This window comes from Bradyrhizobium sp. 45, assembly GCF_023073155.1.
GTDB lineage: Bacteria > Pseudomonadota > Alphaproteobacteria > Rhizobiales > Xanthobacteraceae > Bradyrhizobium > Bradyrhizobium canariense_D.
On sequence record NZ_JADPIX010000042.1, the window covers coordinates 1 to 26,604 of the forward strand.

Consider the following 26,604-nt stretch of genomic DNA (forward strand, 5'->3'; position numbering starts at 1 on the left):
GAGCCTGGGCGATCGCCTTCACCTGCAGCGGATTGGCGATAATCACCCGTGCCACGAACGGTGCCAGAACCCGCGATACCGCCATGCTGTTGCCGGTCGCTTCGACCACCACCTCATCACTGGCCAGCAGGGTCTTGCCAAATCCCTCCAACGCAGTCCGCGTCATATCAATGCGGCCCGCATGTCGGAGCCTGCCATCCTCCCAAATCACCACCTCCCCGAAAGTTCGGTGGACGTCGATGCCAATCACCCGTCGCATCTGCACCTCCTGCCTGACACATGATGGGAGCTGCGGGCGACACGACAACTACGGATTGGCGCTCTCGGCGCAACATCCAACAAGACCGCGCTCGCGATGGTCTTCAAACTGGTCGAGGGCGCCCAGAACAATTGGCGTCGTCTCGATGGCCACAACCAGTTGCCAAAACTCGTTATCGGTGTGACATTCAACAACGGGATCGAGGTCATCGCCAAGCCGACCGACCGTCAGCCCGCAACCGCCGCCGCCTGACCGGCTCCGGCCGTCACGAAAAATTGGCGATAGCTCTACCAGGGCGCCGAAGATCTACAAGAACTGCGGATGGTAGCTACAATTCGGCTGCCGAGGTCATGCTGTGTTTTGGTTGACTTGGCCCCGCCTTAAACTGGGGCGCAGCCCAGATGAAAAGCCCTTCCAGGCGGACCGGAGTCAATGTTAACCGCCGGCTCCATTAGCAAGAAGCCACATGCCCGTTGTGCCCAGGCTTTCGCGCCGCTGCTTCATCATCCTCTTTTGCCTCTCTTTGACTACCGCCGTGGTAACACCGGGTTGTTGCGGCCATCTTCTCGCTCTCCTCTCTGTTATGGGCCGTGGCCTCACCATTCTGGGCTCGTGAATTGGATCGGCGGCGTCGCAAGCCGCTCATGATCGTTGGCCTTGCGGGATTTACGGTTTCTATGGTGCTATGCGGTCTGGTGGTGAGCGCCGGCGCAGCTCATCTTGCTACTCCGACAATTATCTTCGGATGTTTCCTGGTCTTCCGCGCGATCTTTGGGCTCTTCGGCTCGGCCGGCAGCCCGGCGCCTCAAACCTACATCGCGGAGCGCACCTGAGCCGGCGAGCGCACGCGGTGGATCTCAAGCATCGCTGGTGCGTCTAGCTTGGCACCGTGTGGTTGGCCCAGTGTTGAGCCACTCTTCATCATTGGAAGAGTTGGATTCGCAGAGCCGCTTTACGCGTTTGCCCTGATCGCCACGGCAACGCTGATCATCGTCGCCCGCTATCTAGATGAGGCGCCGATCTTCGTGACGAAGCCAGCGCTCCGCAGTGATAAGACGGCGCGTGGACCGCCGTGGCTCCGCTCCAACTGTGCTCCATTCCTCGCTTACGGTTTCCTGCTCTTGGTGTGCCAGAATGCGCTGGCACAGACGTTAGGCTTTCTGATCATCGACGAACCGAACAAAGCGCTAAGCACTCATCTGCGGCCTTGCTGCGCATCGCCCAAAGTCATATGGAGATTGCGATGGTCGGCGGGGCGATCGGGAGTTTGTTTGCGCTCTGGGGCTTGATTCCAGTTTTTCGCATGACCCCGAAAGCCACCCTGCGATGGGGTGCCGGGCGAGCCTCACTCGGCAGCCTCGTCGTAGCTATCTCGCTAGACTATGTTATAGCCATCGCTGGCTATGCCCTTGCTAGCGTCGGCTTCTCCTTGGCCAGGCCCGGTTTCATCGTCGGTGCGTCTCCTTGCGCCGTTCGCGGTGGCCGTACGAGGTTTCCGCTTCTGCGCCGTTTCTCCTAGAATCCGCCGTCCTCGCTGGCCTGCTCACTTATGCTTGTCTCAGTCCAACGCTGTGCAATGTCGGCAGCCGCGTTACGACTGAAGAGATCAATCAGGAATCTTCTATGTTATGTTAGAGATGTTGTCGTTTGCTGCTTCCCAGCTGCGAGGATTTCAGCACAATGCTTCATAGGGAATATGCCCTGAGTTTCGAGATAGTTGGCGGGGCGGTCATCGCCCAAAGCAAACCCCGCGATTGGCACCAGGAGTTCGTCTTTTCCGCCACATCGAGGCTAGTGTGCCCCCAGCTCGACATCAATTTCGTCATCGACAATTCTGCCACCCAAAGCGTTCAACAAATACGGCTTGGCGCGCGCTGTGCGCGTTAGCACATTCAGATCACAGTAACCATCCGGTGAGGCTCTCAATTACCCACTTCCAGCCGCTCCGATTTCGGCGCCGAGTTCGATATCGGTGAGTCTGGAGAGTCCGCGCCAGATGACAACATTTCCGGGTGGCGGATCGGCGGCCCTGGCCAGGTAGCCACCCAATCGTGCAAGTTTGGTCAAGTAGAATGCGAGGGTTCCAGGGCGACATCGTCGATTGCCGACGTCGCTGATGAGTTCATCGAGCAATGCGATCTCGGTGTCCGTCAAGGCCATCTTCGGTGACGCGTCTGGGGCCGTGCGATTGAGCATGGTGAGCCAGAGCACGCGCCAGCTGAGAATGCAGAAGACCGCCATCAGATTAGCGAGGCGCTCCGCGGTCCGCAGTTTCGAGTCTTCCGCCCTGCAGCCCGATTTCAGGATCTTGTGGAACATCTCGATTTTCCACCGCATGGCGTACCAGTTAATCTTCTCGATTGCCTCGGAGCGTCCGCGGACGGGTAGGTCCGTGATTAGCTTCCACTCAATGGGTTTCCGGCCCTTTGGCGCACCGCGCTCGCTGGCGTGGATTACCGTCAGGTCGAGGGCGGGATAGCGGTTTTGCTTTCCGATCGGAGGCAAGACCGCAATCCGCTTGAACTTGATCTCCAGCGCGGCTTTCGTCATCTCGCCCTTGTCGTCCCGCACGTCGATGTAATGCAGGCCCTTGATGCTGGTCTCTTCCATTTCGGTCGCAATCGTATGGCCGCCATCGCCTGCCAGCCGATCGACGCAGGCGCGGACAAAGAAGTGAGCGCCAAGCTCTTGCGTCAGGCAATACAATTCGTAGATGTCGCTTTCGCGGTCGCCGATATGAATGCAACGCTCCGGCTGTCCGAGCCGTTCGATCGATTGCCTGAGATTGTCGAGCCATCGAACGCTCTCCTTCTTCTCGATGGGAACGCGGGTCGGGTTGATCTTCTTCTTGAGTTGGGCCGTGCCCTTGAATTTTTTCCGTGTCCAGAACTTCACCGCCGCCAATCCCAGGGGGAGGCCCTCGACGGTCACCGCGAGGCTGGAATGCATCAGCATTCCGCGCACCGTGTGATGGCGCCAACGGCCACCTTTGTCCCGGCCGCTATTGACGCTCTTGGTTATGCCGATCGCGCTCGTGTTCGCGCGTTTTAGGAGAATTCCGTGGTGTCCTGGATAAGGAGAATCGGGCCTGTACAATCATCGTAACGGGTGCGCGTGGCGGCGAAGTGGCCGCTAAGAATGTCGGCTTCCTCCACGCGCTCGTTGGCGAAGAAGCGGTAGGCTGCCTTCGTGTTTGCCCAGTCTTGGCACGCGAACGGTATGCTCCCGCCCATGCCATCACCAATTTGCCTTAACAGCTCGCCAAATCGTTGACCAAGACGGGCGTCCTTGACAGCCGTCTTGTCGATCTCGCGCTCAGTCCAGTGTGCGACGGCGCTTTCATCACGATCATCCTGGTGACCATCCGGGCCCACCGACCGACGAGATATCGCACCGCTCGAACCCATGAAGGCGCCTCGCCGTCGCGATTCAGGTGCTCGGCAAGGAATCACAAGCGATTCAAGACTCTTCGATCGAGCCTCGCGCAAATGAATCAAGCACTTGTGGGTAATTGAAAGCCGGTGTTCAATTACCCATAACTTTGACCACTCGGACTCATCCGCTGATCGGCGAAATAATATTCGAAAGAATCACTTGTGATTCCTTGCCGAGCACCTGTTCGCGACGGGGTGCTCTATGGGGCTAAGATCAAGGGATCGATCGGCAAAAGGCTGTTTGCGGTCCTTCGACGGTGAATGTTGGATTGATCGAGAGATTAGTGGATGCGAGTTTAGGACGTGCGGCCCGGCGACAGATTCTGCAAACTGCTCACGCAGTTTGGAAGGCGCCCTAGGACAAAGCATTCCGCTCGTCTGCCAGGATTGGGCAAGTACCAAGGCAGCCTAGTCAACGAAGCGGGCATTCTGGCCAGCCATTTCAAATCGACACGTGATCGCGCCGCCGCCGCTGAAGGTCGTGTTCTTGTGCTGCACGACACAACGGAGTTTAGTTATCAACGCGAAAAGTCAGAAGCGATCGGCATCACCAACAGCATAAACAGTGGACGGGATAAGGCGGGCCGCCTCAGATCGCACACGGTTTGCGGCATCCTGATGCATTCGAGCCTCGCGGGTTACAATCGAGGGGGTGCCGCTGGGACTGGCGGCCGTTAAGTGCTGGACCCGGAAGAATTTCAAGGGGACGGCAGCGCTTAAAAAGAAGATCAATCCGACCCGGATTTCCATTGAGAAAAAGGGAAAGCGTTCGCTGGTTGGAGACTCTGAAGCAGTCTACGCACCTCTTGGATCATCCGGAACGATGCATCATATCGGGTTATCGCGAGAGTGACATCTACGAGCGTTTCTGCGCAGCACAGGAGACCGGAACTCATTTCCTGATCAGGACCTGCGTCGGCCGCTTGGCCGGAGACGGAGATCACACGATCGCCGACGAGATGGACGAGCTAGCCGTCAAAGGGCTCCATCGCGTCGAAGTCAGAGACGCGTTCTTGAGATCAGGTATCGCAAGAGTCGCGTTCTGCCGCCGATCGGAAAGCAGAAGCGCTATCCCGCCCTGACTCTGACGGTGATCCATGCCTAAGAGCGCGGGACGCCGAAAAACAGAAAGAAGATCGATTGGAAACTGATCACCGATCACCGATCTGCCTGTTGGTTCCCGTACCGACCCCATTGAGAAACTGGAATGGTATGCTTTGAGATGGAAGATTGAGGTGTTCCACAATATCCTCAAATCGGGCTGCAAAGCTAAGGAATTGAAGCTGAGGAGCGCCCCGCGTCTGACCTATCTGATCTCGCTCTTTGCATCCTGAGTGGGCGCGTCTTTTGGATGACGATGCTCAACCGTTCCGCCCCAGACGCGCCGGCAACCCTCGCGTTGACTGCGACTGAAATCGGCGTGCTCGATCGCCTTGTCAACGAGAAACCAAAAGACAGACAGAAAACGCTCTCGCACTATCTGATCAAGATCACCCGGCTCGGCGGTTATCTCGCCCCGCGCCAGCGATCCGCCGCCCGGCAACACCGTCGTAACCGGTATGAGCTCCCACGTCTGCGGTGATCAGCGGGCGCGAGCGTAGCGGATCGGCATTCAGTATTGGCGCATGGCCTCGACGGCCGCTGGAATATCGGCGTGGGCGTTGCGCAGAAAATCCCTGGTCTCGCGCCCGCTTCGTGGCGGTCCGAGCAGCGGCCGGCCCTGATCGTCGCGACAGTGCAGCAGGATGGGCAGAAGCAGGCCATGATTGACGTTGCTGGCGTCCAGCAACGGCGCCCACGCCGACGGCCTGAGCCGCGTTGCGGCATAGAATCCCTGGCACCAGGGTCGCGGATCGACGTCGCCGTTGGCTTTGCGCCGGTGCATCGGCTCGAACTGGCTGGGCGTGGTCGAAAGGATCTGGCTGATCTCGTTGTGGCGCAGCGCGACGGCGGAGATCGCTGCGAACTCCGGAGTGCCGCCGTGGTTGAAAGCATCGGCATCGATGGCGAGCAGCGGGCAGATCCAGTCGAGCGGGCTGATCGACACCGGTCCGGCCACGATCGCGGCGACGTAGCCATCGAGCATGGTGAGATTGGTGGCGGCAGGGTGCCGATCGACACGAACCTGGAGCCACCGCTCGAGCTCCGCAAGCGGCATCGCGGCTGCGGCCATCGACGACGATGCTGAACGGCGACGCGGGCTCATGCGGCGGCTTGTGCGATGCGCTCGCGGGCCGCCTTCCAGTTCCAGGCGAGCAGCTCGTGCAGCTGATGGCTCTTGGTTCGCCAGACATGATGCGCTCCAGCACGTCGGACAAGTAGGCCTGCGGATCGAGCTCATGAAGCTTTGCTGTGTTCACGATCGACGACAGGATCGCCCAGCTCTCGGCGCCGCCTTCGCTGCCGCTGAACAATGAGTTGCGTCTTCCCATTGCAATCGGGCGCATGGAACGCTCGACCGTGTTGGAATCGACCTCGACGCGGCCGTCCCGAAGAAACAGCGTCAGTCCGTCCCAGTGATTGAGCGCGTAGTTGATGGCCTCGGCCAGCTTCGACTGGGAGAAGAGCTGGCCGACCGTTGCCGTCAGTGGCGCCTTGAGCGCCGCCATCAACGGAGTGGTCCTGGTGCGGCGGGCGGCAAGCCGCTGCTCGGCACTGCTGCCGCGGATCTCGGCCTCGATGGCATAGACCGCCTGCAACCGTTCGATCACCTCGCGAGCGAATGGCGACCGGGTCGTCTTGTAGACCTTGACAAATTTGCGCCGGGCATGGGCGAGGCAGAAAGCGAGCTGGATCGCGCTGCCATGACCGCGGGCGAGCGCCTTGTAGGCGGCATAACCATCCACCTGGAGAATGCCGGAAAAGCCGGTCAATTGTCCGGCGACCTCCTCGGTGCCGCGGCCGCCGGCGAACACGTAGGCGACCGCCGGCGGCGCGGGGCCGCCCCACGGGCGGTGTCCATGGCATGCGCCCAGAACTGGCAGATGCGGGGGCGATGCCGTCCGGGATCGAGCACCGGCATCGGCGTCTCGTCGCAGAACACGCGCGGCGAGGCCTGGATCGTGCGCAGCTGGAGCTCATAGAGGCTCTTGAGCCACCAGGCCGCACGCTTCACCCAGCCGGCAAGGGTCGCGCGGTCGAGATGAAGGCCCTGACCGGCCAGAATCTGCACCTGCCGATACAGCGGCAGATACCAAGCAAACTTCGACACCACCACGTGGGTCACCAGCGCCGTTGAGGGCATGCCGCTCTCGATCAGTCGCGGCAGCACCTTCGCCTGCACCACGCCGTCGGTGCAGCCGCGGCGGGAGTATTTGGGACTGATCGTGCGCAGCACCCGCAGGATCGCCGGGATCACGTCCAGTACCTCGCTGACGTCCTCGCCCATCATATGCAGGTGGCCGTCGCAACACGGGCACGCTGTCGCGTCCGGCTCCAGCACCTGCTCACAGGGTGGCAGGTGCCTGGGCAGCGCGCCGATGTTGCGGCGGGCCTTCTTGCGCGGCTTACCAGCCGGCTTGGTCGCAGCCGCATCGTCGTTGGCCGGCGCAGCTGGTGTGACGCCGGTCTCCAGATCGTCCAGCTCGAGCGCGAGCTGCTCGTCCACGAGCACCGCAAGTCGCTCCGAGCGCTGCCCGAAGATCATCTCCTTGAGTGCCTGCATCGCCACACTTAGCTTCTCGTTCTCGGCGTCGAGCGCGAGCACCATCTCGGTCAGAGCTGCGGTGTCGGTCGGGAGAGCGTCGGGACGAATCGCCATGATCAAACGCTACATCCGCGCGCCACAAATCCACACGCGTCATCCGACAAGCGCCGGCTGCTTCACAGGCTTCGGCGACACACGCGGCCACTCGAGCCCGTCGAGCAGCATCGCGAGCTGCGTCGCACTCAGACGTATCACGCCGTCGCGGATCGGTGGCCAGGTGAAGCGCCCTTGGTGCAGCCACTTCGTCACCAGCACCATGCCGCTGCCGTCCCACGCCAGAAGCTTCATGCTGTCCATGCGCTTGCTGCGAAACACGAAGACGTCGCCGCAATACGGGTTCGCGCGCAGCGCTTCGCTCACCAGCGCCGACAGCGTGTGCACCGGACTTGCGGAAGTCGACCGGCTGTGTCGCCAGCACCACCTTGAGGTCAGACCGTAGCGCAATCACCGGATACCCCGGAGCGCCGACAGCTCCGTCGAAAGCGTCGCCAACTCCACGCCTGGCTCGACGCGGATGCGCGCTCCACTCACCTCGATCTCGATCACCCCGCAGGGCTTGGCCGGCGGCGCGGCGATCTCCAAAGGCGTCGTTTGTGCCGGCGAAATACGCTCGGACTCGCCAGCTGTCCCGCCACCGCTTCCGGCGCCAATTTGGATCGGCACGAAGTTCGGCGCCTTGCCGGCCACCGCCGCCGCAACCTGGCGGCGCCACACCGTGAGCAGCCCGCGGGAAACGCCATTGCGCCGCGCCACCTCGGAGATGTTCGCACCCTCCTCAAAGCTCTCCGCCACGATCCGGGCCTTGTCCTCGCCCGTCCACCGTCGCCGTCGGCGCTCCCCAGTGATCACCTCGACGCGACGATAGGAGTCACCCTCCTGCCTAGCATCAAGCATGGCATTTGCCATCGGTTCACCTCCACCGATCAGCTCATGCCAGGCTGTATCACAGGCGAACCTCGCGATGGCGAGGTGGGGGCCTCATGCCGGTTACACACCGTCATGTGGCGCGGGCTGTCACGCCTCACCGACATCGCGCTGGGCGCCATGGTCGGAGCAGAATTTGTGGGCAATTGAAAGCTTCACCGGGGGCTTACCGACCAGCGGCACGAATCTCGACTGCGACGCCTCGCACGGCGCCAACATGCCTCGCGGTCGAAAGGGTCGTCGCCAATCGTAAATCTGCCAGCGCGTCGCTCCGTGCTTGCGCGCCACCTCGGACACCTGGGTACCGGGTAGCAGACTCTCGGCGACGATCCGAGCTCTCTCAGCCTCCGAACGCACGCGGCGTCCCGACGGTCCCTTCAAGGAGCTCCAGCCGGCTCACCGGCCCTACCGATGAGCCTGCCAAATGGACGTCCGTTTTGCTGTCAAATTCCCATCCCAAACCTACATCCAAGCCGGACGCTTCTTCGCACGTTAATGCGAACCGTTTCAAGCAGAACCGCAGCCGGGGAAAGTACTTGTCCGGATCGTGGATCGAGAAGGTGAGCGGGCTTTAACGCGAGTTGATCCCGGCCGATCCTGAGCCGTAGCAGGGCTTCCGCTGAGTAGTAGCAACAGACGAGGCAAAGTTCTTGGTATCCCAATCGCTCGTCACCCTGCGCTGGACCCGGCTCACTTCGTCGTTTACCCCGGCGCTGCGAATAGAGCGCTGAGCGCCCGGCGCAAATGGCGCGTGCTGGCGCCGGCCAGGTAGCAGTTGGCGATTGGCGCGTCGGCGATCAGCGTGCGGAGCTGATAGACTCCCGCCGACTGGCTCTTCCACGCTGAACGAGCCGACGATCGCTGCGTCAGTTTGGCATTATCCATCAGCCCGAAAGATAGTCAAACGCGGCCAAGGTGTGGGTTTTCGCTATATGCATAAACTCATCGATCCGCACAACTTCATCGACGGTGCCCATCCCGGTGGGCGACGGTCCATATACAAATGCTGGAACGCCCGCATATCTCCAGAGGCGAGCATCACATCCGCCCAGTGCGATAATCGGTTTAGGCTCGATGTTGGATACCTGCTTCGAGTTTTTAATCAAAGCATCGATCATCGGATGGTCCGGTGGAGAGGTGCTGGCTTCATCTTGGTCAAGGACACTGAATTCGGCTTCAGGGAACTGTGCCAGAATAGATCTCAGCCGGTCCATGATCGCCAGATGCGGAACGCCGGGCGGGACGCGTATGTCGACCGCAAATTCGCATTCTGAGGGTATCATGTTGATCTTTACCCCGCCTCTGATTGGCCCGATATTTACAGTGGCGGAGGATATGATCTTCGATGCCCCAACCCCGTAGGCCTTGTCGATAGCAGCGGCGTGCCTTTGGAGTGTGATCGCAAGTGGGCTGTTCAGCGGACTTCTGATATCCTGCAGCGAACGAAGGCTTGCGATCACTTCCGCAGCAACAACGACGGCATTCCGACTCAGATGAACGTAAGCGCCATGAGCTCCGGGCGTGCGAACACGTAACTGAAGCCATAGACGGCCCTTCTCGCCAAAGCGCAATGCGTACGGGCTAGTTGGCTCAGCGCTAAGTAGACAGTCACCGAGAACATCTTTCCTATGTTCGACGAGGTATCGAGCGCCCCACGGACCAAAGGTCTCCTCATCAGACACGATTGTGAGAGCTAGCGAGCCTCTTAGATGATGGCGGAACGCGAACAGCTCTGCAAAGGCAAATAGCAGGGCTGTTGTGCCCGATTTCATGTCGCACGCTCCCCGCCCGTAAATGTAGCCGTTTTCCTCGGTCGCCTGCCAGGGATCGCGAGTCCATTTGGTAGGATCGCCGGCGGGAAAGACATCGACATGCCCATTCATGACGAGCCTGGCGCCGTCACGATCCCCTGCGAACTGCGCAATCAGGTTTGGCATCTTCGAATTCGGGGCGACAATTTCGTGAGCGATGCCGCGGCCCGATAGGAACTGCTCGATCAAAGCCACTGCTTCGTTTGTATCGCCTGGAGGATTCGGAGTCGGTATGCGGATCAACCGGCGTAGGAAATCCACCATTTCGCGTTCACGTTCCGACAAGCGAAGAAGGAGTTCACTCTTTATGTCCGTCATATGTGCCTCTTGTTGAAGCAATCTCGCGTGTATCGAGCGATCGCCGTTGGGGCCGCCGCGCGACAACAGTCGCGCGCGGAAGCAGCTTGGACTTTCGACCGACTAGAGCTTGCGTATGAGATCGGGCGTGATCTCTGAAAGGTTACAAATGCCAAGCATCCCAAGGTCGCGGTCGATTTCAGCCTGCAAGAGCGTGATCGCCCGCTCGAAACCGGGCTGGCCGCCAGCAACTGCGGCATAGAGGAAAGGACGACCAACCCACACGAACTGCGCCTGAGCGCGAGCGCCTTAATCACGTCGCTTCCGCGCCGAATGCCGCCATCCAACATCACCGTCATACCTTTTGCATTCGGAGCAATCACCGGCAAAGTGCGCAACCCAGAGATGGCATAATTGAGTTGACGGCCCCCGTGGTTAGAGAGCACGACGCCATCAACGCCGCTCTCGCGGGCGATCCGCGCATCTTCAGGCGAGATCAGTCCTTTGATGACGAGCTTACCGTTCCAGCGACGGCGGATCAGCTCGATATGTTTCCAGGCGAGCTGATCAGGTCGATCGATATCGCGCATCGACGGTTTCGAGAGAATCGACGGGCTCCGAGCTGCGTCCATGTTCTCGAAGTGAGGCATATCATGCTTGACCACAGTGCGCGCAAAGGTGTTGAAGAGCCAACCGGAATGGCTAATCGTGTCCCAGAATACGCGTGGCGTGATGGCAAGCGGCACCTGGAAACGATTGCGGATATGTTGCTCGCGGTTGGGCGATACCGGAAGGTCTGCGGTAACTACGAAGGTGTCGTAGCCAGCAGCGGCGGCGCGGTGGACGACCGGCACGATACGATCATCGTTTTGGAGGTAGGCTTGGTACCAGACCCCCTCATTCTTGCGGCGGACGTCCTCCAAGGCGATGAGGGACCAAGCCGACAGTGTCATCGGCACACCAGTTGCCTCCGCCGGGCGTGCCAACGCGATGTCTCCCCGATAGGCACACAGCGCCGACGCCCGCATTGGCGAAATACCAAACGGAGAGTCGTAGGGTTTGCCGAGGAGCGTAGCTTTCTGGTTGCGGCTAGAGACGTCTTTGAGCACCCGCGGCACGAAGCCGTATTCTTCGAAGGCCCTACGGTTGTAGCGTAAGGCGGCATCGGTCTCCACGCCACCGGCAATATAGCCAGAAAGGTATTTTGGCAGGATACGCCGTGCCGCCGGCTCGAAATCGTTGAGACAGAGATAACGATTAAGGCGCCGCAGCTCTCCTTGTTGCGTCTTCGGCACAATAGTTGGAGCGGCAATTCCCGCTGTCGCCTTGTCTAGCACTTCTGCACTCTTGGTTGTCTGAGATGCTTACGCAACCGCGCACTCTCGTATTCGGGGTAGAAGTCCAATGTGACCACGCGGAGTGCTGCCGTCCCACTCCCGGGTCCATGGAGGTGTCCATCACCGCAAGTAGAAAGATTGCAGAAGGCTTGTGCGCGCTCTTTGTATTACAGCGACAGATCGTATCAAAGTTATCGAGCCGGTTTTCACCTCTGTCGGCCGCGTTTCGACGGAATTCCGCATTGCTCGTTATCTGCCGTCCGTGGGCGGGGGTAGATGGCGCGTCGGCGCTTCGAAACGTCGGCGGTTAACTTCAACAGCCTAGGCTCTTAGCCCGGGCGAGTAGCTCTCAGGGCGTGATGTTCCTGATGCGCGCTGGAGCAGCAACCTTATCTCGTTGCTAGCTGTGTACGCGCAGGAGCGCAGAAAGGAAGGACGACAATGGGGCAAGCCCAGGCCGCCTTCCTCACGACCTGCTCGGTCGCGCAGACCGGCCAGCCTCATTGCACGAGTTCAGTTCGTCCTCAACCAATGTCTGGACGAGCCGCTAATCGCTACAGAACTCATTGCGCGCGCCACGCCAGCCAGCGCTCCTGCAGATGATCCGCATTTGTCTTGCCATCGAGGCGCTTGGCGGCGAGCCACGCGCTGTCCTCGGGAAGGACTTTCAAAGTGTTTTTCGGATCAATAGTTAGCAGGGGGATCCACTCGGGCGGGAGATACTGGAGTTGATGTGTGTTCGGGCCGAGATAGCCAGTCGCTTGAGTAAATCCAGCGGCAATCTGCGCGCGATTTAAGAATGCGAACAGCTTTTGCGCATTTCCTGTGTTGGGGCCACCCTTAAGAATTGCTGCATAGCTATAACTCAACCAGCCCCTCGCAGACGAACCTCGGCGCTCCCTTTCGAAACGCGGCGGTTACACTGCCGTCAAATGCGCTAGCCATTGCGTATTCACCGTTAATCAAGAGTTGAGGCGCTTCACCGCCTGCACTCCACCACTTGCTAACATAAGGCCTGATTTGGTTAAGCTTCTCGAATGCGCGGTCAAGCTTGTTGTCTGTCAAGGGCCAGATATCCCGATGTGGGAGGCCGGCTGCGAGTAGCGCCACGGGGATCGTATACTTACCAGGCAGGGCCTCAAGCCCGCGGGCTCCCGGAAATTTCTTGACGTCCCAAAAATCCACCCAGTTTTGGGGGCCGCCGCCCGGAAATACTCCCTCGTCATAAGCGAGCACGCCTGCCGTTTGCAAAACGACAATTGCATCCTTGAGACGTGCGCGCGACCGCGTTCCCTCGAGCGACTCTTGGTCCCAAAGCGTGTAGTCTACAGGAGCAAACATTCCAGCGTCATGCATTGTCGGATAGTTCTGCACGACAATATAGGCGAGATCCCAGTCCACACGACCAGCCTGGTGCATGGCCTTCACCTGGGGCTCTGCCAAATCGGCGACCACATCTACGACCTTTATTCCGACCGCCTTTGTGAACGGCTTATAGACTTCGGTAAATGAACCGCCGTAGCTGAAGACGACAACCTCGCGGCTGCCTGCTAGCCTGTCCTGCGCCAAGGCCCGCGTCGCTTTGGCATCAAAGGACATGCTCAGTAGCCCCGCTGCTGATTGAAGGATCGATCGCCGGCTTCGGCCACATGTCGGATAATTGTGAGAAGCCTGTTTCGTCATGATCTCCTCCCGGTTAGACATAACCTGTTTTCTTCGCCTAGGATGCGCATGTCATAGAAGTGTTCAACTTACCCGTAGACGACCCTACAAATTAGCTCGGTCTTCGTAGTGTTAGCTGACAGACGACTTACAAAGCGGCGACGCCGCGAGTCTGCGGCGATGAGAGAGATCGGGTTGAATTCGTCCAACGCGGCTGATCGTGATAGATTGAAGCGGCTCGCTAATACGCACGAGCTGGTGAGCGCGAGAGTTCTGCTTAGGAGTCAATTGCCACGTCATCAGCTAGTGAGCCCGGTGAATGGCCGTCGCATCAACCCCCCAATGACGAATTCGATCATTGAGGTGAAGTCGAAGACCGGAACCCTCGTAGCTCGTTGAACGGCTGCCGCGCGGAGCGGTAACTCTGAAGACTCCAAGAGCAGCATCCCGACGTCCAGTCGTCTATTGACGAGAGCGACTGCGGCAGCAACGGTTTCCCTCTCGACAGCACAGACGTCGAGGTCACCGGTGGCAGTGAGAAAAGCAGCGGCAAAGAAAGGAGCATTCTCGAGGCCCACTATGGCGATACGGTCTGAATCGGCCGCTAATCCGGCCGCTTCCAACAGGTCCGCAGTCAACGACGATGCCTTCGCCGTAATGATCCCAAGCGATTTATCGCGCGGAAGATTTGTCCCAGAAGTCGACCGAGAAGCAGAGGTGAGAGCAACACGGGCACGTCGACGGCAGCGCGCACGGCCTCTTGGTATCGCAACATGAACCCACAGTTGGTTGTAATCATTTGTGCGCCCTTACCTACGAGCTCGACGGCCGCCTGAACAGCAGCCGACGCGTACTTCTCGTGATCGGGTGCGACGAGTTCATTGAATGAGAGACCAGGAATCCTTTTGTAGCGGACAGCTACGCGCCAAGTGCCAGCATTGCCGACGCTGCCGGGATGAAGGGACGCTTGAACTCACCGCCCCGGCCGACCCGCTCAAGGAGCAAGATACCCACCGGTGCGCCGTAGAACGCCCCGTTCAGGCGCCGCGAGGGGAACGAGTGCTTGCCTTGCGTGAGCTGAGAACCATTCATCTAGCTACCCTCTCTCTGCTGGGTGCCAGCCCCCCTGTGGAGTTCGTTCCATCTGGGGCCGGCCTAGCCACTAAAATCCAAAACGATAATATAAGCGCGTCTCCACGCAGGCTTTCAACGAAGAAGCCAGGGTCCTGTTGGCAAAGACTGCGCGCTTAGGCCTTTGACGAAGTGTGCAGCCCTCGCGAACGTTGCGCGCGTACGTTCTCCCGCCGATTTCATGATTATCCCGCGCCGCGAATATGAGATTGAAATGTGATCGTGTGTGGATGCTATCGATAAGGGTCCGACAGAGATCGATTGACATCGAAGGTGGCTCTGGAATAGCGGTATAGACGCGAAAAGGAAGTCCTATTGCGTTATCACAATGGTCAGGAAGGACTTTTGCGCTTTGTCGCTTGCCATGGCAAGTCTAAGCTGTCCTCCAACGTCGATCCAATTCTCCAGCCCGATGGCACGCACTTCATCGCCAGACCGTTCCGGAGTAACTTTCGCCAGAGCAAGCTCCAGCACGGAGCTCCTGCGGTATAAAGCGCGCCAGGACTGGTCGGGACGGATGATCGCAGTGGAGCTCATTGTGTCCGCCATGAGAGCCAGCGCTCCTGGATGTGATCTGCGTTGGTCTTTCCGTCCGGGCGCGTCTCTATCAGCCAGTTGGCGTCATCGATGATACACTTCGCGGCGTTCTGCGGATTCACGTTGACCTGCGGGATCAACTCGGTCGGCAGGTACTTGAGCTGATTAGTATTTGGCCCGGGATAGCCGGTGCCCTGCGTCCACCCGGCCGCAATCTGCGCGCGGTTCAGGAAGGCGATCAGCTTTTGCGCGTTAGTCGTATTGGGGCCGCCCTTCAGAACCGTCATATAAGTGTAGGTGACGTAGGCTCCCTCCCAGACAAATTTGATCGGTGCGCCCTGGCGGACCGCAGCAATCAAGCGGCCATGGAATGCGCCGGCTATAGCATTCCTTGTTGATCATAAGTTGAGGCGCTTCACCGCCCGCGCTCCACCACTTGGCAATGTACGGCTTGATCTCGTTAAGCTTTGCAAACGCGCGATCGAGCTTGTCATCGGTGAGGGGCCAGATATCCTTATGCGCGACACCGGCGGCCAGGAGCGCAAACTGGATGGCGTGCTTGCCGAAGAGGGTGTCAAGCCCCCGCGGTCCCGGAAACTTTCTGACGTCCCAAAAATCCGCCCAGTCTTGTGGGCAGGCTCCCGGAAAGAGCCGCTGGTCGTAAGCAAGTACGATCGCGGGCGCAAGTCCCACGACCGCGTCTTTGAGACGCGTATGCGGCGGCGTTCCCTCAAGCGCTTCTTGATCCCAGAGGCTGTAATCGATGGGCGCAAACATCCCGGCTTGGTGCATTGCCGGATAGGCCTCTGCCTCGATATAGGCGATATCCCAGTCGACGCGGCCAGCCTGGTGCATCGCTTTGACCTGTGGCTCGGCCAAATCGGCGACTACATCCACGACTTTTATTCCAGTCGCCTTTGTGAACGGTTCATAGACAGCTCGCCGAACCCCTTCAGTGAAGGAACCGCCATAGCTGAAGACGACGACTTCGCCGCTACCGCGAAGCGTCTCCTGCGCCCCAGCTCTCGTGGTCTTCGCAACAAATGGCAGGCTGAGTAAGGTCGCCGCCGACTGAACTACCAGGCGGCGGGTCGGGCCACTAACTGAATGATTCCCGGAAGTCTCTTTGCTCACGACTTTCCCCCTCGGTATGCAGAACCGTTGTATTCGGCTTATGATTAGGCAGGTAGCCAGCTGACGCAGTACAAAGAGCGCATAAATCCGTGAGGATCGAAGAAATACTGCAGAAGAAAGGGCAAGTTTCGCGAAATCATTCAGTACCGCGACGCCGGGTGTCAGCCAAGCATTGTCATCCCGTTCTTGACGACCGTGACGCCGCGCTCCTTCACGCTCGCTTCGAACGAGATCACGTTTCCGTCCTTCCACATCTCCAGCGTCACGGTCTCCCCGGGGTAGACGGGCGCTGAAAACCGCGCCGCGTGCCGCCTGAAGGCGTTGGGATCATAATCGGCATAGGTTTGCAAAATTCCACGGCAGGTGATTCCGTAGGTGCACAAGCCGTGAAGGATTGGTTTCGGAAAACCGAATTGCTTGGCGGACTCCGGATCGGAATGCAGCGGGTGACGGTCGCCGCAAAGCCGGTAGATCAGCCCCTGATCGGGGCGCGTGCGAATGTTGATGATCCGATCGGGAGCTCGACTGGGCATGTGGTGTGGCTTGGGCTGACCATGGGACGGGCCGCCAAAACCGCCGTCCTGACGGGCAAAGTACGAAGTCATAAGGGTTGCCAGCGGTGCGCCGTGGCTCGCCTTCAGCATCGTTTGGAAGCGGATGATCGTCCCTTTGTCCTTGCCCTTGTCATAGACCGCAATCACCGAAGAGTCGGCCGTGATATGCGCAGCGGGCGGAAGCGTGCTGTGGAATGTGATATCGCGCTCGCCGTCCAACGCGATGGAGTTCAGGTTGAACTTACCGGGTTCAGCGAAGCCCGCTGCGACTGACGCAAACGTCGGTACGACCGCCAGCGGGCGCGCCGTCACTGTGGCCTCGTTCACGAAAGCGAGCTCCCTCTCCTCCATGGGATCAGCTCCCATGCCGACAGCAAGCGCGTAAAGCATCACGTCGCGATCGCTATAGCTGTATTTTTGGCCGAGTTTCTTCATGGCCATCAGCTGCTCATAGTTGATTGCCATTTTGATCTGTCCTCGCGCTGAGGCTTAGCCAATTTTAGCGGCTCAGCTGCTTACTTGTTGCGGAAAATGGATCAAGCAACGATCGTTGCGTTGCTTAGATCCCTAGCTAGCTGAAAAAATCAACTCCACCCCGCCTCTCTCGTCAATCAGGCGGTGATATCTGTCTTTGCCGAACGTTTCGCTGCTCGAACCAAGCACCGCAACCGATCGCCGGCTCCTCCGTCAATCTCCTTTGGGCGTCTTTTTTGTGATGAGGCAGTCCACGGCAGTTAGCCCGACGCCAGTGGCAGAAAGGATAATAGGATTGATGTCGATCTCGCCGATTTCGTCGGCCAGATCAGTACAGAGCGTCGCGAACCTGACAACGCAGTCGGCCAATCCCTCCAAGTCTGCCTTGGCGCCGCCCCGCGCACCACGTAAAACGCTTGCGCCGCGAAGCCGCCCGATTGCAGATTGCACGTCGGCGGCATCGAAGGGCGGCAGCAGCACTTGCACATCCTTGAGCGCCTCAACCCAGATTCCGCCCAATCCGATGGCAATCACGGGCCCGAATTGCGGATCGAAAGTCGCGCCAAGCATGATTTCGGGGCCCGACTTGGCCATTTCTTGCACGACCACTCCGGCAATATGCGCTCCTGGGCGGAGCGACCTGACCGAGTTCATAATTCGCTCGAACGCTTCCGCTGCTTTCTTCGATGATGGAATGTTCAAGATGACGCCGCCAACGTCAGTCTTGTGCACGATCTCGGCCGATTCGACTTTCATCACCACGGGGAAATTAAGCGTCTGTGCAATCCGCGCCGCCTCATCCGCCCCAGTAGCAAGCGCTTCGCGCGTGACTGGAATTCCGTAGAGCGCAACTAGACGCTTGCCCTCACGTTCCGTCAAAACATCGTCCTTCGCCTCACGCATGATGCGCAACGCCTCAGAATAGCAATCGCTGCGCCGGCCCCACTGAGCCGAGAGGCGATCGCCTGGTTTGCGAGCGCGTTGGAACTCAGCATAGCCAATGAGAGCAGAGAGCGCCTTCAGCCCGGGAGCGAGACCCTGCAGAAATGGCATGCCCGCGAATTCGGCCTTCGGCTCGACCATCGGATCTTTTGGGTCGAGAGAGGTGTAGAAATGCCCGCCGGCAAGGCTCAGGATCGGGAATACAACCTCGGGTGACACCGCAGCAGCTCGCGTCAAAGCTTCTCCAAGAGCCGAACGCATATCCAGGCACGAAGGAAAGCCCCGGCCCCAGATCACCATGTCATACGCGCCACAGGTGGCGAGTGTGTTCAGCGACTCATCGATGATATGCGTGTCATAGCCGCCTTGCGCGGTGAGATCGAGCGGATTGCCGACATTGCCGAACTCGGGAAAGACCGTTTCCAGATGAGCTTTCGCCGGTGCGGGCAGTGGCGGAAAGTCTATGCCGTAGGAATCGGCGACGTCAGACAGGATGCCGGCGGCAGTACCAGAGAATGACGCGAATGCTACGCGGCGCCCAAGGGGCCGCTTTGCCGAAGACAACGCGACTGCGGTCTCGATGAGATCATCAACCGTATCGACCCGGATGACACCCAATCGTTTGAGGACGGCATCGATCGCCACGTCTGAGCCTACGAGAGAGCCGGTATGAGCCAAGGCCGCCTGACGGGCCTTTTCAGAGCGGCCAACCTTGATCATCACAATGGGCTTGCCCTTGTCGGCAGCGCGCTCGCAAGCCTTGATGAATTCGACCGGCCGCCTGATCTGCTCGCAGTACGAGGTTATGACGCGCGTGTCCTGCTCATCGGCAAAATAATCAATGAAATCTGCGACATCGAGACATGCCTCATTGCCCACTGTGACCACACGGCCGATGCCGATTCCGCGAGCCAGGAGTGGCACGATCAAGCTATAGACGAGGGTGCCGCTCTGCAGGATAGAACTAATTCCGCCCGCCTTCATGGTGTGAAAGTCCAACGGGACCGCCATCAGCTGATTGGCCGCGTTCATCAAGCCGAAGCAGTTTGGACCGACCACCGGGATGCCCGTTCGTTCGGCCCACTCCATAAGCCAGCGTTGCTTACTGGCCCCCTCCCCAGGCTGCTCGGCAAATCCGCTCGAAATGATCTGGACCGCTCGCACACCAGCGGCTTCGCAATCTTCAAGGACTTCGGGGATGGCCTTGCTTGGAATGGCGACCATAGCGAGCCCGACCGGATGAGGTATGGCCGTCAAGCTCGGATAGCATGGCACTCCCGCGATCTGCGTGTACCGCGGGTTCACTGCAACGACCTCGCCCAAGAAACCCCATTTCTTGATATTCGTGAGGATTTCCGTTGCGAAGCCTCCCTTCTGGGAAGCGCCTACAACGGCGACGGACTCCGGCCGAAAAAGGTGGCTGATTCTTGCCGCCCTTCCCTGCTGAAGGCTGTCCTGTCGCGGCACACGATCAACTTGCATGTTCAACCCGTCGGTTCTCGTATTGCGTCACGCCGGCGTCTCGTTCGAGCGAGGTCCCGGCCTATTGTTGAATAGCTTGCTCGCCGAAGAGGCCTCCGAGCGAGGCGAGCCGCTGAAGATGGTGGTCGGTATCGCCGAACGACGCATCGATCATCGTCACGTGTTTAAAGTAGTGCCCTATGCTGTATTCCATCGTCATACCGATGCCGCCGTGGAGCTGGATAGCTTGGCGCCCGAGCGCTTTCGATGATTGCCCGATTTGCGCTTTTGCCGCCGAGATCGCCCGCTCACGCTCGGTCACATCACTGTCTCCTGCCATCATGGTGGCGTACATCGCCATGGAACGCGACTGTTCCAATTCGACGAACATGTCGACCGCGCGATGCTGAAGCACCTGGAAGGAGCCGATTGTCGTGCCGAATTGCTTACGCGTCTTCAAGTAATCGACCGTGACGGCATGCATTTCAGCGAAACAGCCGACGGCCTCCGCGCACAAGCCTGCAACCGCTTCGTCCGCAACTCGCGAGATAATTGGGAAAGCGCCCGCCGGGCCGCCGATGACGTCAGCGGCAGCGATTCGTACATCTTGAAGCGTGATCTCGGCCGCACGCAGCCCGTCCTGTGTGGGATAGGCGCGACGGATAAGGCCCGGCGCATGAGCATCGACCAGGAAAAGGCCAATGCCTTCCTTTTCTCGCGCGCTCCCCGCCGTTCGCGCCGACACTATGATCTTGTCTGCGACGTCGCCGTGGAGGACCAAGCCCTTAGTGCCGTTCAGTACCCACTCTCCGCCGTCCTTCTTCGCCCGAGCTTCAACATCGAAGAGATCATAGCGTGACTGCGGTTCGGCATAGGCAAAGGCAAGCTTGGTCCGACCTTCCACAATAGCAGGGATGAGAGTGGCCTTCTGGGCTTCGCTCGCTCCATGCCGCAGGACTCCGCCTGCAAGCACCACCGTTGCGAAATATGGCTCGAGTACAAGCGCCTTGCCGAACGCTTCCATGACAATCATTGTCTCGACCGGCCCGGCGCCGAGCCCGCCATGAGCCTCCGGAAAAGGCAGACCGAGAAGCCCGAGCTCAGCATAGCGCGCCCACATCGCCTCACTAAATCCCAGCGTTTCGGCCTGGTACTTGCGGCGACTCTCAAAGCCGTAATGCTCACGCATCAAGCGCTCGACGCCGTCCTTAAGGAGCCTCTGCTCTTCCGAAAGATCAAGATCCACTAGAAAAACCTCCTGAATCGGGGCCGCATCTTTGCCCCTCAAGCCTTTTAGAGCCCTGCGCAGACAGCATCTTGTGATTATGCCGAAGCGTCACAGGCCAAGGACGACCTTTGCGATGATGTTCTTCTGGATCTCATCCGAACCACTGTAGATCGGTACCTTGCGTCCGTTGAAATAGGCAGGCGCGATCGGGCCGGCCCAACCCGGACCAATGGACGGCTCCTCGCGCTGAAACTCCTGCTCTGATTGATAGGGCAGCGCGTAAGGACCGATCACATCCATCAGAAGCTCAGCCGTTGCCTGCTGGATCTCTGAGCCCTTGATCTTTAGGATCGAGCTCGCGGGATCCTGCGTACCCTTTTCTAGCCTCGATTGGTTGGCTACGACGCGGAGTTGCGTCATCTCAAGCGCCTTGAGCTGGACCTCCACCGCGGCGATCTTCTTGCGGAAATCGGCCCTGTCAACGAGGCGCTCGCCACCAACCCGGGTGCTTGAAGCAAGCTCCTTGATGCGCCGGATGCGCTCCTTCGAAAGGCCGACACAAGCGATCGTGACGCGCCCATTGCCAAGGACGAACTTGGCGTAATCCCAGCCGCGATTTTCCTCCCCCACACGGTTCTCGACGGGAACCCGCACGTCATCGAAGAACACTTCACAAACTTCGGGATAGCCGTCGAACAACTGGATCGGACGCACGGTTACGCCGGGAGACTTCAGGTCGATGAGGAGAAATGAGATGCCCCGCTGCTTCTTGGCATCAGGATCAGTCCGAACCAGGCAAAAGATCCAGTTGGAGTATTGCGCCAAAGACGTCCAGATCTTCTGGCCATTGACGATATAGTGGTCACCCTTGCGCACGGCTCTTGTTTTGAGCGAGGCGAGATCGGAGCCGGCCCCCGGCTCGGAGAAGCCTTCGCACCACCAGTCATCGACGTTTACAATGCGCGGCAGAAAATGCTTCTTTTGCGCTTCATTGCCAAACGTATAGATAACCGGGCCAACCAAGTTGATGCCACTACCTGCCGGCTCCGGTGCCGGCGTCTGGCTCACTTCTTCGCCAAAAATATACTGCTGGACCGGTGTCCATCCCGTACCGCCGTGCTCGACCGGCCAGTGCGGGACCGCCCACCCCTTCTGCGCCAGGATACGCGTCCAGCGCACCTTATCGTCCTTGCTAGCATGCCTGCCAGCAATCAGCTTCTCGCGGATGTCCACGGGGATTGCGGAGCGGCAGAACGCCCGGACCTCGTCGCGGAAGGCAAGTTCGTCAGCGGTAAAGTTCAGATCCATCGTTACTTCCTAGTTGCGCGACATGACGCGCCGATCCCGTCGTGCCAAAATATACCTAGGCCCGCGACCGCAAAGCTCTCAAATTTGCCGACGCGGCGCTGAAAAACTGCGCGAAACTACGAAAACGGCACTTTATGGCGCGCTGGGGAGCTGTTTGATCGTGGTTTACGGCAGGGCAGGCGTGATCGCGTAGAGACATGTTCGCCTGAGCGAATGCCGATTTGCCGCCCTGCGTCAGAGCCTGGGAATGATATTGCATTAATTGGACCCGAACATTCGTGTCCGCACCGCAGGCATTTTTTACCCGGGCCAGCGGATCGTTACTCGATGCTTTGCTGCTGCAGGTTGGTCGCTCGAGCGGCTACTAACTCAATGGCCCTGAAAAACAGGCTTCTGCTTTTGCGCAAACGCCCGCACGCCTTCTTTGTGGTCAGAAGTCAATTCCGTCTTGATCAGGTTCTCGGCCTCGTAGTCCATCGACTGCAAAAGGCCAAACTCGAGAGCGTGATCCAGATTGTCCTTCATGCACCTAAACGCGAAAGTAGGTCCCTGAGCGAGTGAAGCCGCAAGAGCAAAGGACGATTCGGCCAAATCCGAGTCGGCCACCACGCGATTGAGCAGGCCCATGGTTTCCGCTCGTCGCGCATCGATGCGTTCGGACAGGAGCATCAGTTCGCGCGCGCGCGAGACTCCGACCAGCCGGGTCAACAGCCAGGCTATGCCGCAATCCCCGGCCAACGCGACTCTCGCATATGAGGTGGTCAGGATTGCGGACTGTGCAGCAATGCGGAAGTCGCAGGCGAGAGCAAGCGCGAGGCCCGCGCCGGCAGCTGCCCCGGGAAGCGCCGCAACCGTTGGCTTTCTCACTGCGAACAGGTCTCCAATCAGCCTTCGCTGGTCAGCCCGCAAATCAGCCACCCGCTGTTCAAACGTTACTTCGACTGTTGCCGGACTTTGGCCCATGCCTTTTACATCGCCCCCGGCACAAAATGCGGTCCCTGCAGCGGTAATAAGGAGGGCGCCGACGTTTTGGTCATCAGCAAAGCGCTTGATCAGCTCGACCCAAGCCGATTTCATGTCTTTGGAAATTGCGTTGCGCGCCTGTGGCCGATTAAGCGTTATGACGGCCACTCGATCACGAATCACTGCAAGCAGGTCATCTGTTCCGGTGTCGATTTTTGATGTCTGTGACATGCTCATACCTCATTGTACTTTGCCGCGCCTGGGCAATTAACCTACGGAGGAACAGCCAAACCTTTACAGAGCTCGCCGCAATTCGAGGGTGCGCCGGAAGAGCTTACGAGCCGTAAAGATCGGAAACTATGGGCATCGCAGACTTCATTCCTGCGGAGCTCCCATAGCCGGGCGGTTCATCGCACTGATGCAGGCCATGGCTTCGGCCTCACCGGCTGGCTCCGGAGACGCCAATCAACTGGGTACGGGACGAAGAACATAATTCCTCTTTCGCCTTCGTACTTCAGGGGAGTCCCTTTCGGCAGCCAAACCACATCCCCCAACCTTACGTCCATTGCACGACTATAGTTTTCGCCCGAGCGAATCCGCATAACTCCACCCAGCGCGACCGAGATCTGATCGTATTCCGTCGTCCAGTCGACGGAGCTAGCGTTAAAGGTCGCAATGGTAGCGCCAAGCGACTTGCTAATCTCCGGAGTAACGAGGCTGCACGTGGATGCGTAGCCTCCCGAATAGATTTGCATCTGTGAATAGATCATGTCCGTGCTTCTGAAGTGATATACATCAGTCGTCGGCTTCTCCCCCTCGATAAGCGCGCTGCCCGTAGTCCAATCAACTGGATGACGAGCATAGAATACCTTCGCCTTGTCCCCTTGGTACTTCAAGCGGGCCCCTTTGGTGAGCCAAATTACATCCCCGAACTTCGCTTCAATAACGCGGCTGTAGTTTTCGCCGGTGAGAATGCGAAATGTTCCACTAAGCACGACGGCGGCCTCGTCGTAGTTCACCCGGCGCTCAATCGAGCAGCCATCGTAGATGGCCACGCCGGCGTTGATGGTCTTGCTAATTTCGGGACCAACCAATTGGCAAAGCCTCGCGGAGCCACTGGCGTCGCTTTGAATTTGCGCAAACACCATATCATCGCTCTTGAAATAGAGAGCCTCAGTCATCACGTTCTTCCTTCTTGGTCCAGTCACGCTCTTGAGGGGCATGCAACAGGCCCTTCCGATGGAATCGCTCGGGCAATTGTATCCAATCCGTCGCGCGCCCACAGTAAGCCTCGGTGAATCCGGACGCGAGAGGCGGGAGATAGTCGCCGTCCCTCGCCTTCAAATGATCTCCGCATCAGCACGTTGCACTGCCGCGGCAAGGTGCCGTGCACGCGGACAGCAACTATATTGCATGGCCAATGTCGCTCATATTGCGAAAAGGGCTTCAGAGTGACAGAATTCTGCAAATACGGCGCACTTTGTTCGGATTCCAGACTTGGATGACTGAATAGCGTTGCAGCTCAGCCGTCAGCATTAGTCGTGTCCCCAGTGGTGGTGTAGCTCGGTAGAGCAAAGCCGCCCGGACGCGCGCCCCCAAAAAGCGCCGGTAGCGGGCGGCCGGCTTTGCGGTGGTCACCGGCAGTTCTCCGGTAGGATCGGGTTGCGACACGCCAACGCAACCAGAGGAACCACCGATGACCGACGATATGATGAACCTGCGCAAGCTCGTGGAGAAGACCCCTGATGCGGATCTCTTGCGCGAGATGATCGGCTTTGCCGCCCAGCGTCTGATGGAGCTGGAGGTCGAAAGCCAGACCGGGGCGGCCTACGGCGAGAAGAACCCTGAGCGCCTGGCCCAGCGCAACGGTTACCGCGACCGGACTTGGGAGACCCGCGCCGGCGCGGTTGAGCTGCGCATTCCCAAGCTGCGCAAGGGCTCCTACTTCCCGGGCTTCCTGGAGCCGCGACGCATGGCCGAGAAGGCGCTCACCGCCGTGGTGCGGAAGCCTATGTGCAGGGCGTCTCGACCCGCTCGGTGGACGACCTCGTCCAGGCCATGGGCATGACCGGCATCTCCAAGAGCCAGGTCAGCCGGCTGTGCGGCGAGATCGATGACAAGGTGAAAGCCTTCCTCGCCCGTCCGATCGAGGGCGACTGGCCGTATCTGTGGATCGACGCCACCTACGTGAAGGTGCGCCAGAATGGCCGCATCGTCTCAGTCGCGGTGATTGTCGCGGTCGGCGTCAATAGCGACGGCCGACGCGAGGTCCTCGGCATGGACATCGGCCCTTCCGAGGCCGAGACGTTCTGGACGGCGTTCCTGCGCAAGCTCGCCCGCCGCGGCCTGCGCGGCGTCAAGCTGGTGGTATCCGACGCCCACGAGGGCATCAAGGCCACTGTGGCCAAGGTGCTCAATGCCTCCTGGCAGCGCTGCCGCGTCCACTTCATGCGCAACGCACTGGCGCATGCCGGTAAGAGCGGCCGGCGTGTCGTCTCCGCCTTCATCGCCACCGCGTTTGCCCAGGACGACGCCGAGGCCGCGCGAACGCAGTGGCGCAAGGTCTCCGATCAGCTCCGTCCCAAGCTGCCCAAGCTTGCCGGATTCCTCGACGACGCCGAGACCGACGTGCTCGCCTACATGACGTTCCCGCCGCAGCACCGGACCAAGCTGCACTCCACGGATGAGATGGACAAGCGATTTCTTCATGGCCGCGGCATTGCGGAGATCGCCGTAAGTCCATTCTTTTGTTCGGTCGCGCTGCGGGCCATTCTTCCGTCCCGGCCACCGATCTCGCAGCCGCCGCGCGCAGGGGCGGTCAAGGCTGGCCGCGTTTGCGGCCACCGCAAGGCTTGGCCTTGACCGGCCCGGGCACGGCGGCATGCTGGCGTGGAACGGGACTGCATTCCTGGCTGGCACTTGCCGTCAGGCGGGATTATCCTTGGCGGGCGCGGGCGACCTCGTGGCGAAGCGTGGCGCATCGGCTGCAAGCGCCACCAGGCTGCCCTATTTTGTCTTGCCGAGCTGAGGCGCCCGCGCGCCGGTTTTTGGCCGCCGTGGTTTCCATTGCGTCACCAAGCGCTCGTAGCTTTGCTCCGCCTGTGCGGCAATCAACATCTCGCGGTCGCGCAATGCCTTGATGTTGTAGGCATACGCTGGCCCACGCCGGCTGCCTTTCTGTTGCGGATGTCCGGCTTGAAGCTGCATCGCGCGGGTCTTAATGGCGACCAGTGCCGGGCGCGCCCACAGGTAATCCTCGCCCTTCGTCAACAAATGCCAGCAAAGCACGGTGAGCTTCCGGCCACCGCGGCGATCTGATGGCCGCGCCGGACGCGGATGCGGGCGAAAAACGCATGCAGCGGACCGGGCCCCTTGGCCGCTGCCCAGGCCGCCTCGACCAGCATGGCGCGCGCGTGACTGCGGCCGATCTTGCTGATGCGGC

Annotated in this window: 22 protein-coding genes and 6 pseudogenes; 3 read left to right on the forward strand and 25 right to left on the reverse strand. The window is 59.6% G+C overall.

Going from position 1 to position 26,604, the window contains the following annotated elements; translation table 11 throughout:
- A pseudogene (locus IVB42_RS06070) lies at window positions 1-259 on the reverse strand (IS110 family transposase); the annotation flags it as partial.
- A 75-nt stretch (window positions 260-334) separates the two neighbouring features.
- On the opposite strand from IVB42_RS06070, the pseudogene IVB42_RS06075 reads away from it, so the two are divergent.
- Window positions 335-511, forward strand: a pseudogene (locus IVB42_RS06075) (IS256 family transposase); the annotation flags it as partial.
- Window positions 512-2,185: 1,674 nt separating this feature from the next.
- Here the strand turns inward: IVB42_RS06075 and IVB42_RS06080 are convergent.
- Window positions 2,186-3,355 (reverse strand): IS4 family transposase, encoded by a 1,170-nt coding sequence (locus IVB42_RS06080; protein ID WP_247469857.1) that lies wholly within the window; start codon window positions 3,353-3,355, stop codon window positions 2,186-2,188.
- Window positions 3,307-3,666 carry a transposase DNA-binding-containing protein gene (locus IVB42_RS06085; RefSeq protein ID WP_247469859.1) on the reverse strand — a complete coding sequence of 120 codons (360 nt, stop codon included), beginning with the start codon at window positions 3,664-3,666 and terminating at the stop codon, window positions 3,307-3,309. The genes IVB42_RS06080 and IVB42_RS06085 overlap by 49 nt, the downstream gene beginning before the upstream one ends.
- Before the next feature lie 1,378 nt (window positions 3,667-5,044).
- Here IVB42_RS06085 and IVB42_RS06090 point away from each other — a divergent pair.
- Window positions 5,045-5,275, forward strand: a complete 231-nt coding sequence (locus IVB42_RS06090; protein ID WP_247469861.1) for a hypothetical protein — start codon at window positions 5,045-5,047, stop codon at window positions 5,273-5,275.
- Window positions 5,276-5,305: 30 nt separating this feature from the next.
- Here IVB42_RS06090 and IVB42_RS06095 read toward each other — a convergent pair whose 3' ends face one another.
- The 21 genes and pseudogenes from IVB42_RS06095 to IVB42_RS06185 form a co-directional block, all read right to left on the reverse strand.
- Window positions 5,306-5,899: a UPF0149 family protein gene (locus tag IVB42_RS06095; protein ID WP_247469863.1), complete on the reverse strand. Its 594-nt coding sequence runs from the start codon at window positions 5,897-5,899 to the stop codon at window positions 5,306-5,308.
- Window positions 5,896-7,453 (reverse strand): annotated as a pseudogene (locus tag IVB42_RS06100) (IS66 family transposase). The gene IVB42_RS06095 and the pseudogene IVB42_RS06100 overlap by 4 nt, the downstream one beginning before the upstream one ends.
- 39 nt (window positions 7,454-7,492) lie before the next feature.
- A pseudogene (gene tnpB / locus IVB42_RS06105) lies at window positions 7,493-7,847 on the reverse strand (IS66 family insertion sequence element accessory protein TnpB).
- On the reverse strand, window positions 7,844-8,305 hold the full coding sequence (locus IVB42_RS06110; protein ID WP_247469865.1) for a transposase: 462 nt from the start codon (window positions 8,303-8,305) through the stop codon (window positions 7,844-7,846). Before IVB42_RS06110 ends, tnpB begins: the two are co-directional and overlap by 4 nt.
- A 108-nt stretch (window positions 8,306-8,413) precedes the next feature.
- Complete coding sequence (locus IVB42_RS06115) at window positions 8,414-8,680, reverse strand: transposase (protein ID WP_346732211.1); 267 nt, start codon at window positions 8,678-8,680, stop codon at window positions 8,414-8,416.
- 527 nt (window positions 8,681-9,207) lie between these two features.
- On the reverse strand, window positions 9,208-10,452 hold the full coding sequence (locus tag IVB42_RS06120; protein WP_247469866.1) for an ArgE/DapE family deacylase: 1,245 nt from the start codon (window positions 10,450-10,452) through the stop codon (window positions 9,208-9,210).
- 102 nt (window positions 10,453-10,554) lie between these two features.
- Window positions 10,555-10,716: an alpha-hydroxy-acid oxidizing protein gene (locus IVB42_RS41880; RefSeq protein ID WP_346732213.1), complete on the reverse strand. Its 162-nt coding sequence runs from the start codon at window positions 10,714-10,716 to the stop codon at window positions 10,555-10,557.
- Window positions 10,717-10,787: 71 nt separating this feature from the next.
- Window positions 10,788-11,768 (reverse strand): annotated as a pseudogene (locus tag IVB42_RS06125) (alpha-hydroxy acid oxidase); the annotation flags it as partial.
- Window positions 11,769-12,331: 563 nt separating this feature from the next.
- The gene (locus IVB42_RS06130) at window positions 12,332-12,637 is read right to left on the reverse strand and encodes a hypothetical protein (RefSeq protein ID WP_247469868.1); all 306 of its coding nucleotides are present in this window, start codon (window positions 12,635-12,637) and stop codon (window positions 12,332-12,334) included.
- Window positions 12,627-13,451: an extracellular solute-binding protein gene (locus IVB42_RS06135; protein ID WP_247469871.1), complete on the reverse strand. Its 825-nt coding sequence runs from the start codon at window positions 13,449-13,451 to the stop codon at window positions 12,627-12,629. Before IVB42_RS06135 ends, IVB42_RS06130 begins: the two co-directional genes overlap by 11 nt.
- Window positions 13,452-14,064: 613 nt before the next feature.
- Complete coding sequence (locus tag IVB42_RS42210) at window positions 14,065-14,229, reverse strand: hypothetical protein (RefSeq protein WP_346732212.1); 165 nt, start codon at window positions 14,227-14,229, stop codon at window positions 14,065-14,067.
- Between the two features lie 119 nt (window positions 14,230-14,348).
- The gene (locus IVB42_RS06140) at window positions 14,349-14,522 is read right to left on the reverse strand and encodes a hypothetical protein (RefSeq protein ID WP_247469873.1); all 174 of its coding nucleotides are present in this window, start codon (window positions 14,520-14,522) and stop codon (window positions 14,349-14,351) included.
- Between the two features lie 351 nt (window positions 14,523-14,873).
- On the reverse strand, window positions 14,874-15,098 hold the full coding sequence (locus IVB42_RS06145; RefSeq protein ID WP_247469875.1) for a hypothetical protein: 225 nt from the start codon (window positions 15,096-15,098) through the stop codon (window positions 14,874-14,876).
- Entirely contained in the window at window positions 15,095-15,385 is a 291-nt protein-coding gene (locus IVB42_RS06150; RefSeq protein WP_247469877.1) for a hypothetical protein, read from the reverse strand. The genes IVB42_RS06145 and IVB42_RS06150 overlap by 4 nt, the downstream gene beginning before the upstream one ends.
- Window positions 15,351-16,232: an extracellular solute-binding protein gene (locus IVB42_RS06155; protein WP_247469879.1), complete on the reverse strand. Its 882-nt coding sequence runs from the start codon at window positions 16,230-16,232 to the stop codon at window positions 15,351-15,353. The genes IVB42_RS06150 and IVB42_RS06155 overlap by 35 nt, the downstream gene beginning before the upstream one ends.
- Window positions 16,233-16,393: 161 nt before the next feature.
- Window positions 16,394-17,251, reverse strand: a complete 858-nt coding sequence (locus IVB42_RS06160; RefSeq protein ID WP_247469881.1) for a MaoC family dehydratase — start codon at window positions 17,249-17,251, stop codon at window positions 16,394-16,396.
- 222 nt (window positions 17,252-17,473) lie between these two features.
- Window positions 17,474-19,684, reverse strand: a complete 2,211-nt coding sequence (locus IVB42_RS06165) for an acetate--CoA ligase family protein (RefSeq protein ID WP_247469888.1) — start codon at window positions 19,682-19,684, stop codon at window positions 17,474-17,476.
- A gap of 61 nt (window positions 19,685-19,745) precedes the next feature.
- Window positions 19,746-20,909, reverse strand: coding sequence for an acyl-CoA dehydrogenase family protein (locus tag IVB42_RS06170; protein ID WP_247469882.1), 1,164 nt, complete (start codon window positions 20,907-20,909; stop codon window positions 19,746-19,748).
- Window positions 20,910-20,999: 90 nt separating this feature from the next.
- Complete coding sequence (gene pimC / locus IVB42_RS06175) at window positions 21,000-22,199, reverse strand: pimeloyl-CoA dehydrogenase large subunit (protein WP_247469883.1); 1,200 nt, start codon at window positions 22,197-22,199, stop codon at window positions 21,000-21,002.
- 369 nt (window positions 22,200-22,568) lie between these two features.
- A complete protein-coding gene (locus IVB42_RS06180; protein ID WP_247469884.1) occupies window positions 22,569-23,393 on the reverse strand; it encodes an enoyl-CoA hydratase-related protein in 825 nt (274 codons plus the stop codon).
- Window positions 23,394-23,569: 176 nt separating this feature from the next.
- Window positions 23,570-24,343 (reverse strand): hypothetical protein, encoded by a 774-nt coding sequence (locus tag IVB42_RS06185; protein WP_247469885.1) that lies wholly within the window; start codon window positions 24,341-24,343, stop codon window positions 23,570-23,572.
- A 515-nt stretch (window positions 24,344-24,858) separates the two neighbouring features.
- On the opposite strand from IVB42_RS06185, the pseudogene IVB42_RS06190 reads away from it, so the two are divergent.
- Window positions 24,859-25,859 (forward strand): annotated as a pseudogene (locus IVB42_RS06190) (IS256 family transposase); the annotation flags it as partial.
- Between the two features lie 309 nt (window positions 25,860-26,168).
- Here the strand turns inward: IVB42_RS06190 and IVB42_RS06195 are convergent.
- Window positions 26,169-26,450 (reverse strand): hypothetical protein, encoded by a 282-nt coding sequence (locus IVB42_RS06195; protein ID WP_247469886.1) that lies wholly within the window; start codon window positions 26,448-26,450, stop codon window positions 26,169-26,171.
- Between the last annotated feature and the right edge of the window lie 154 nt (window positions 26,451-26,604).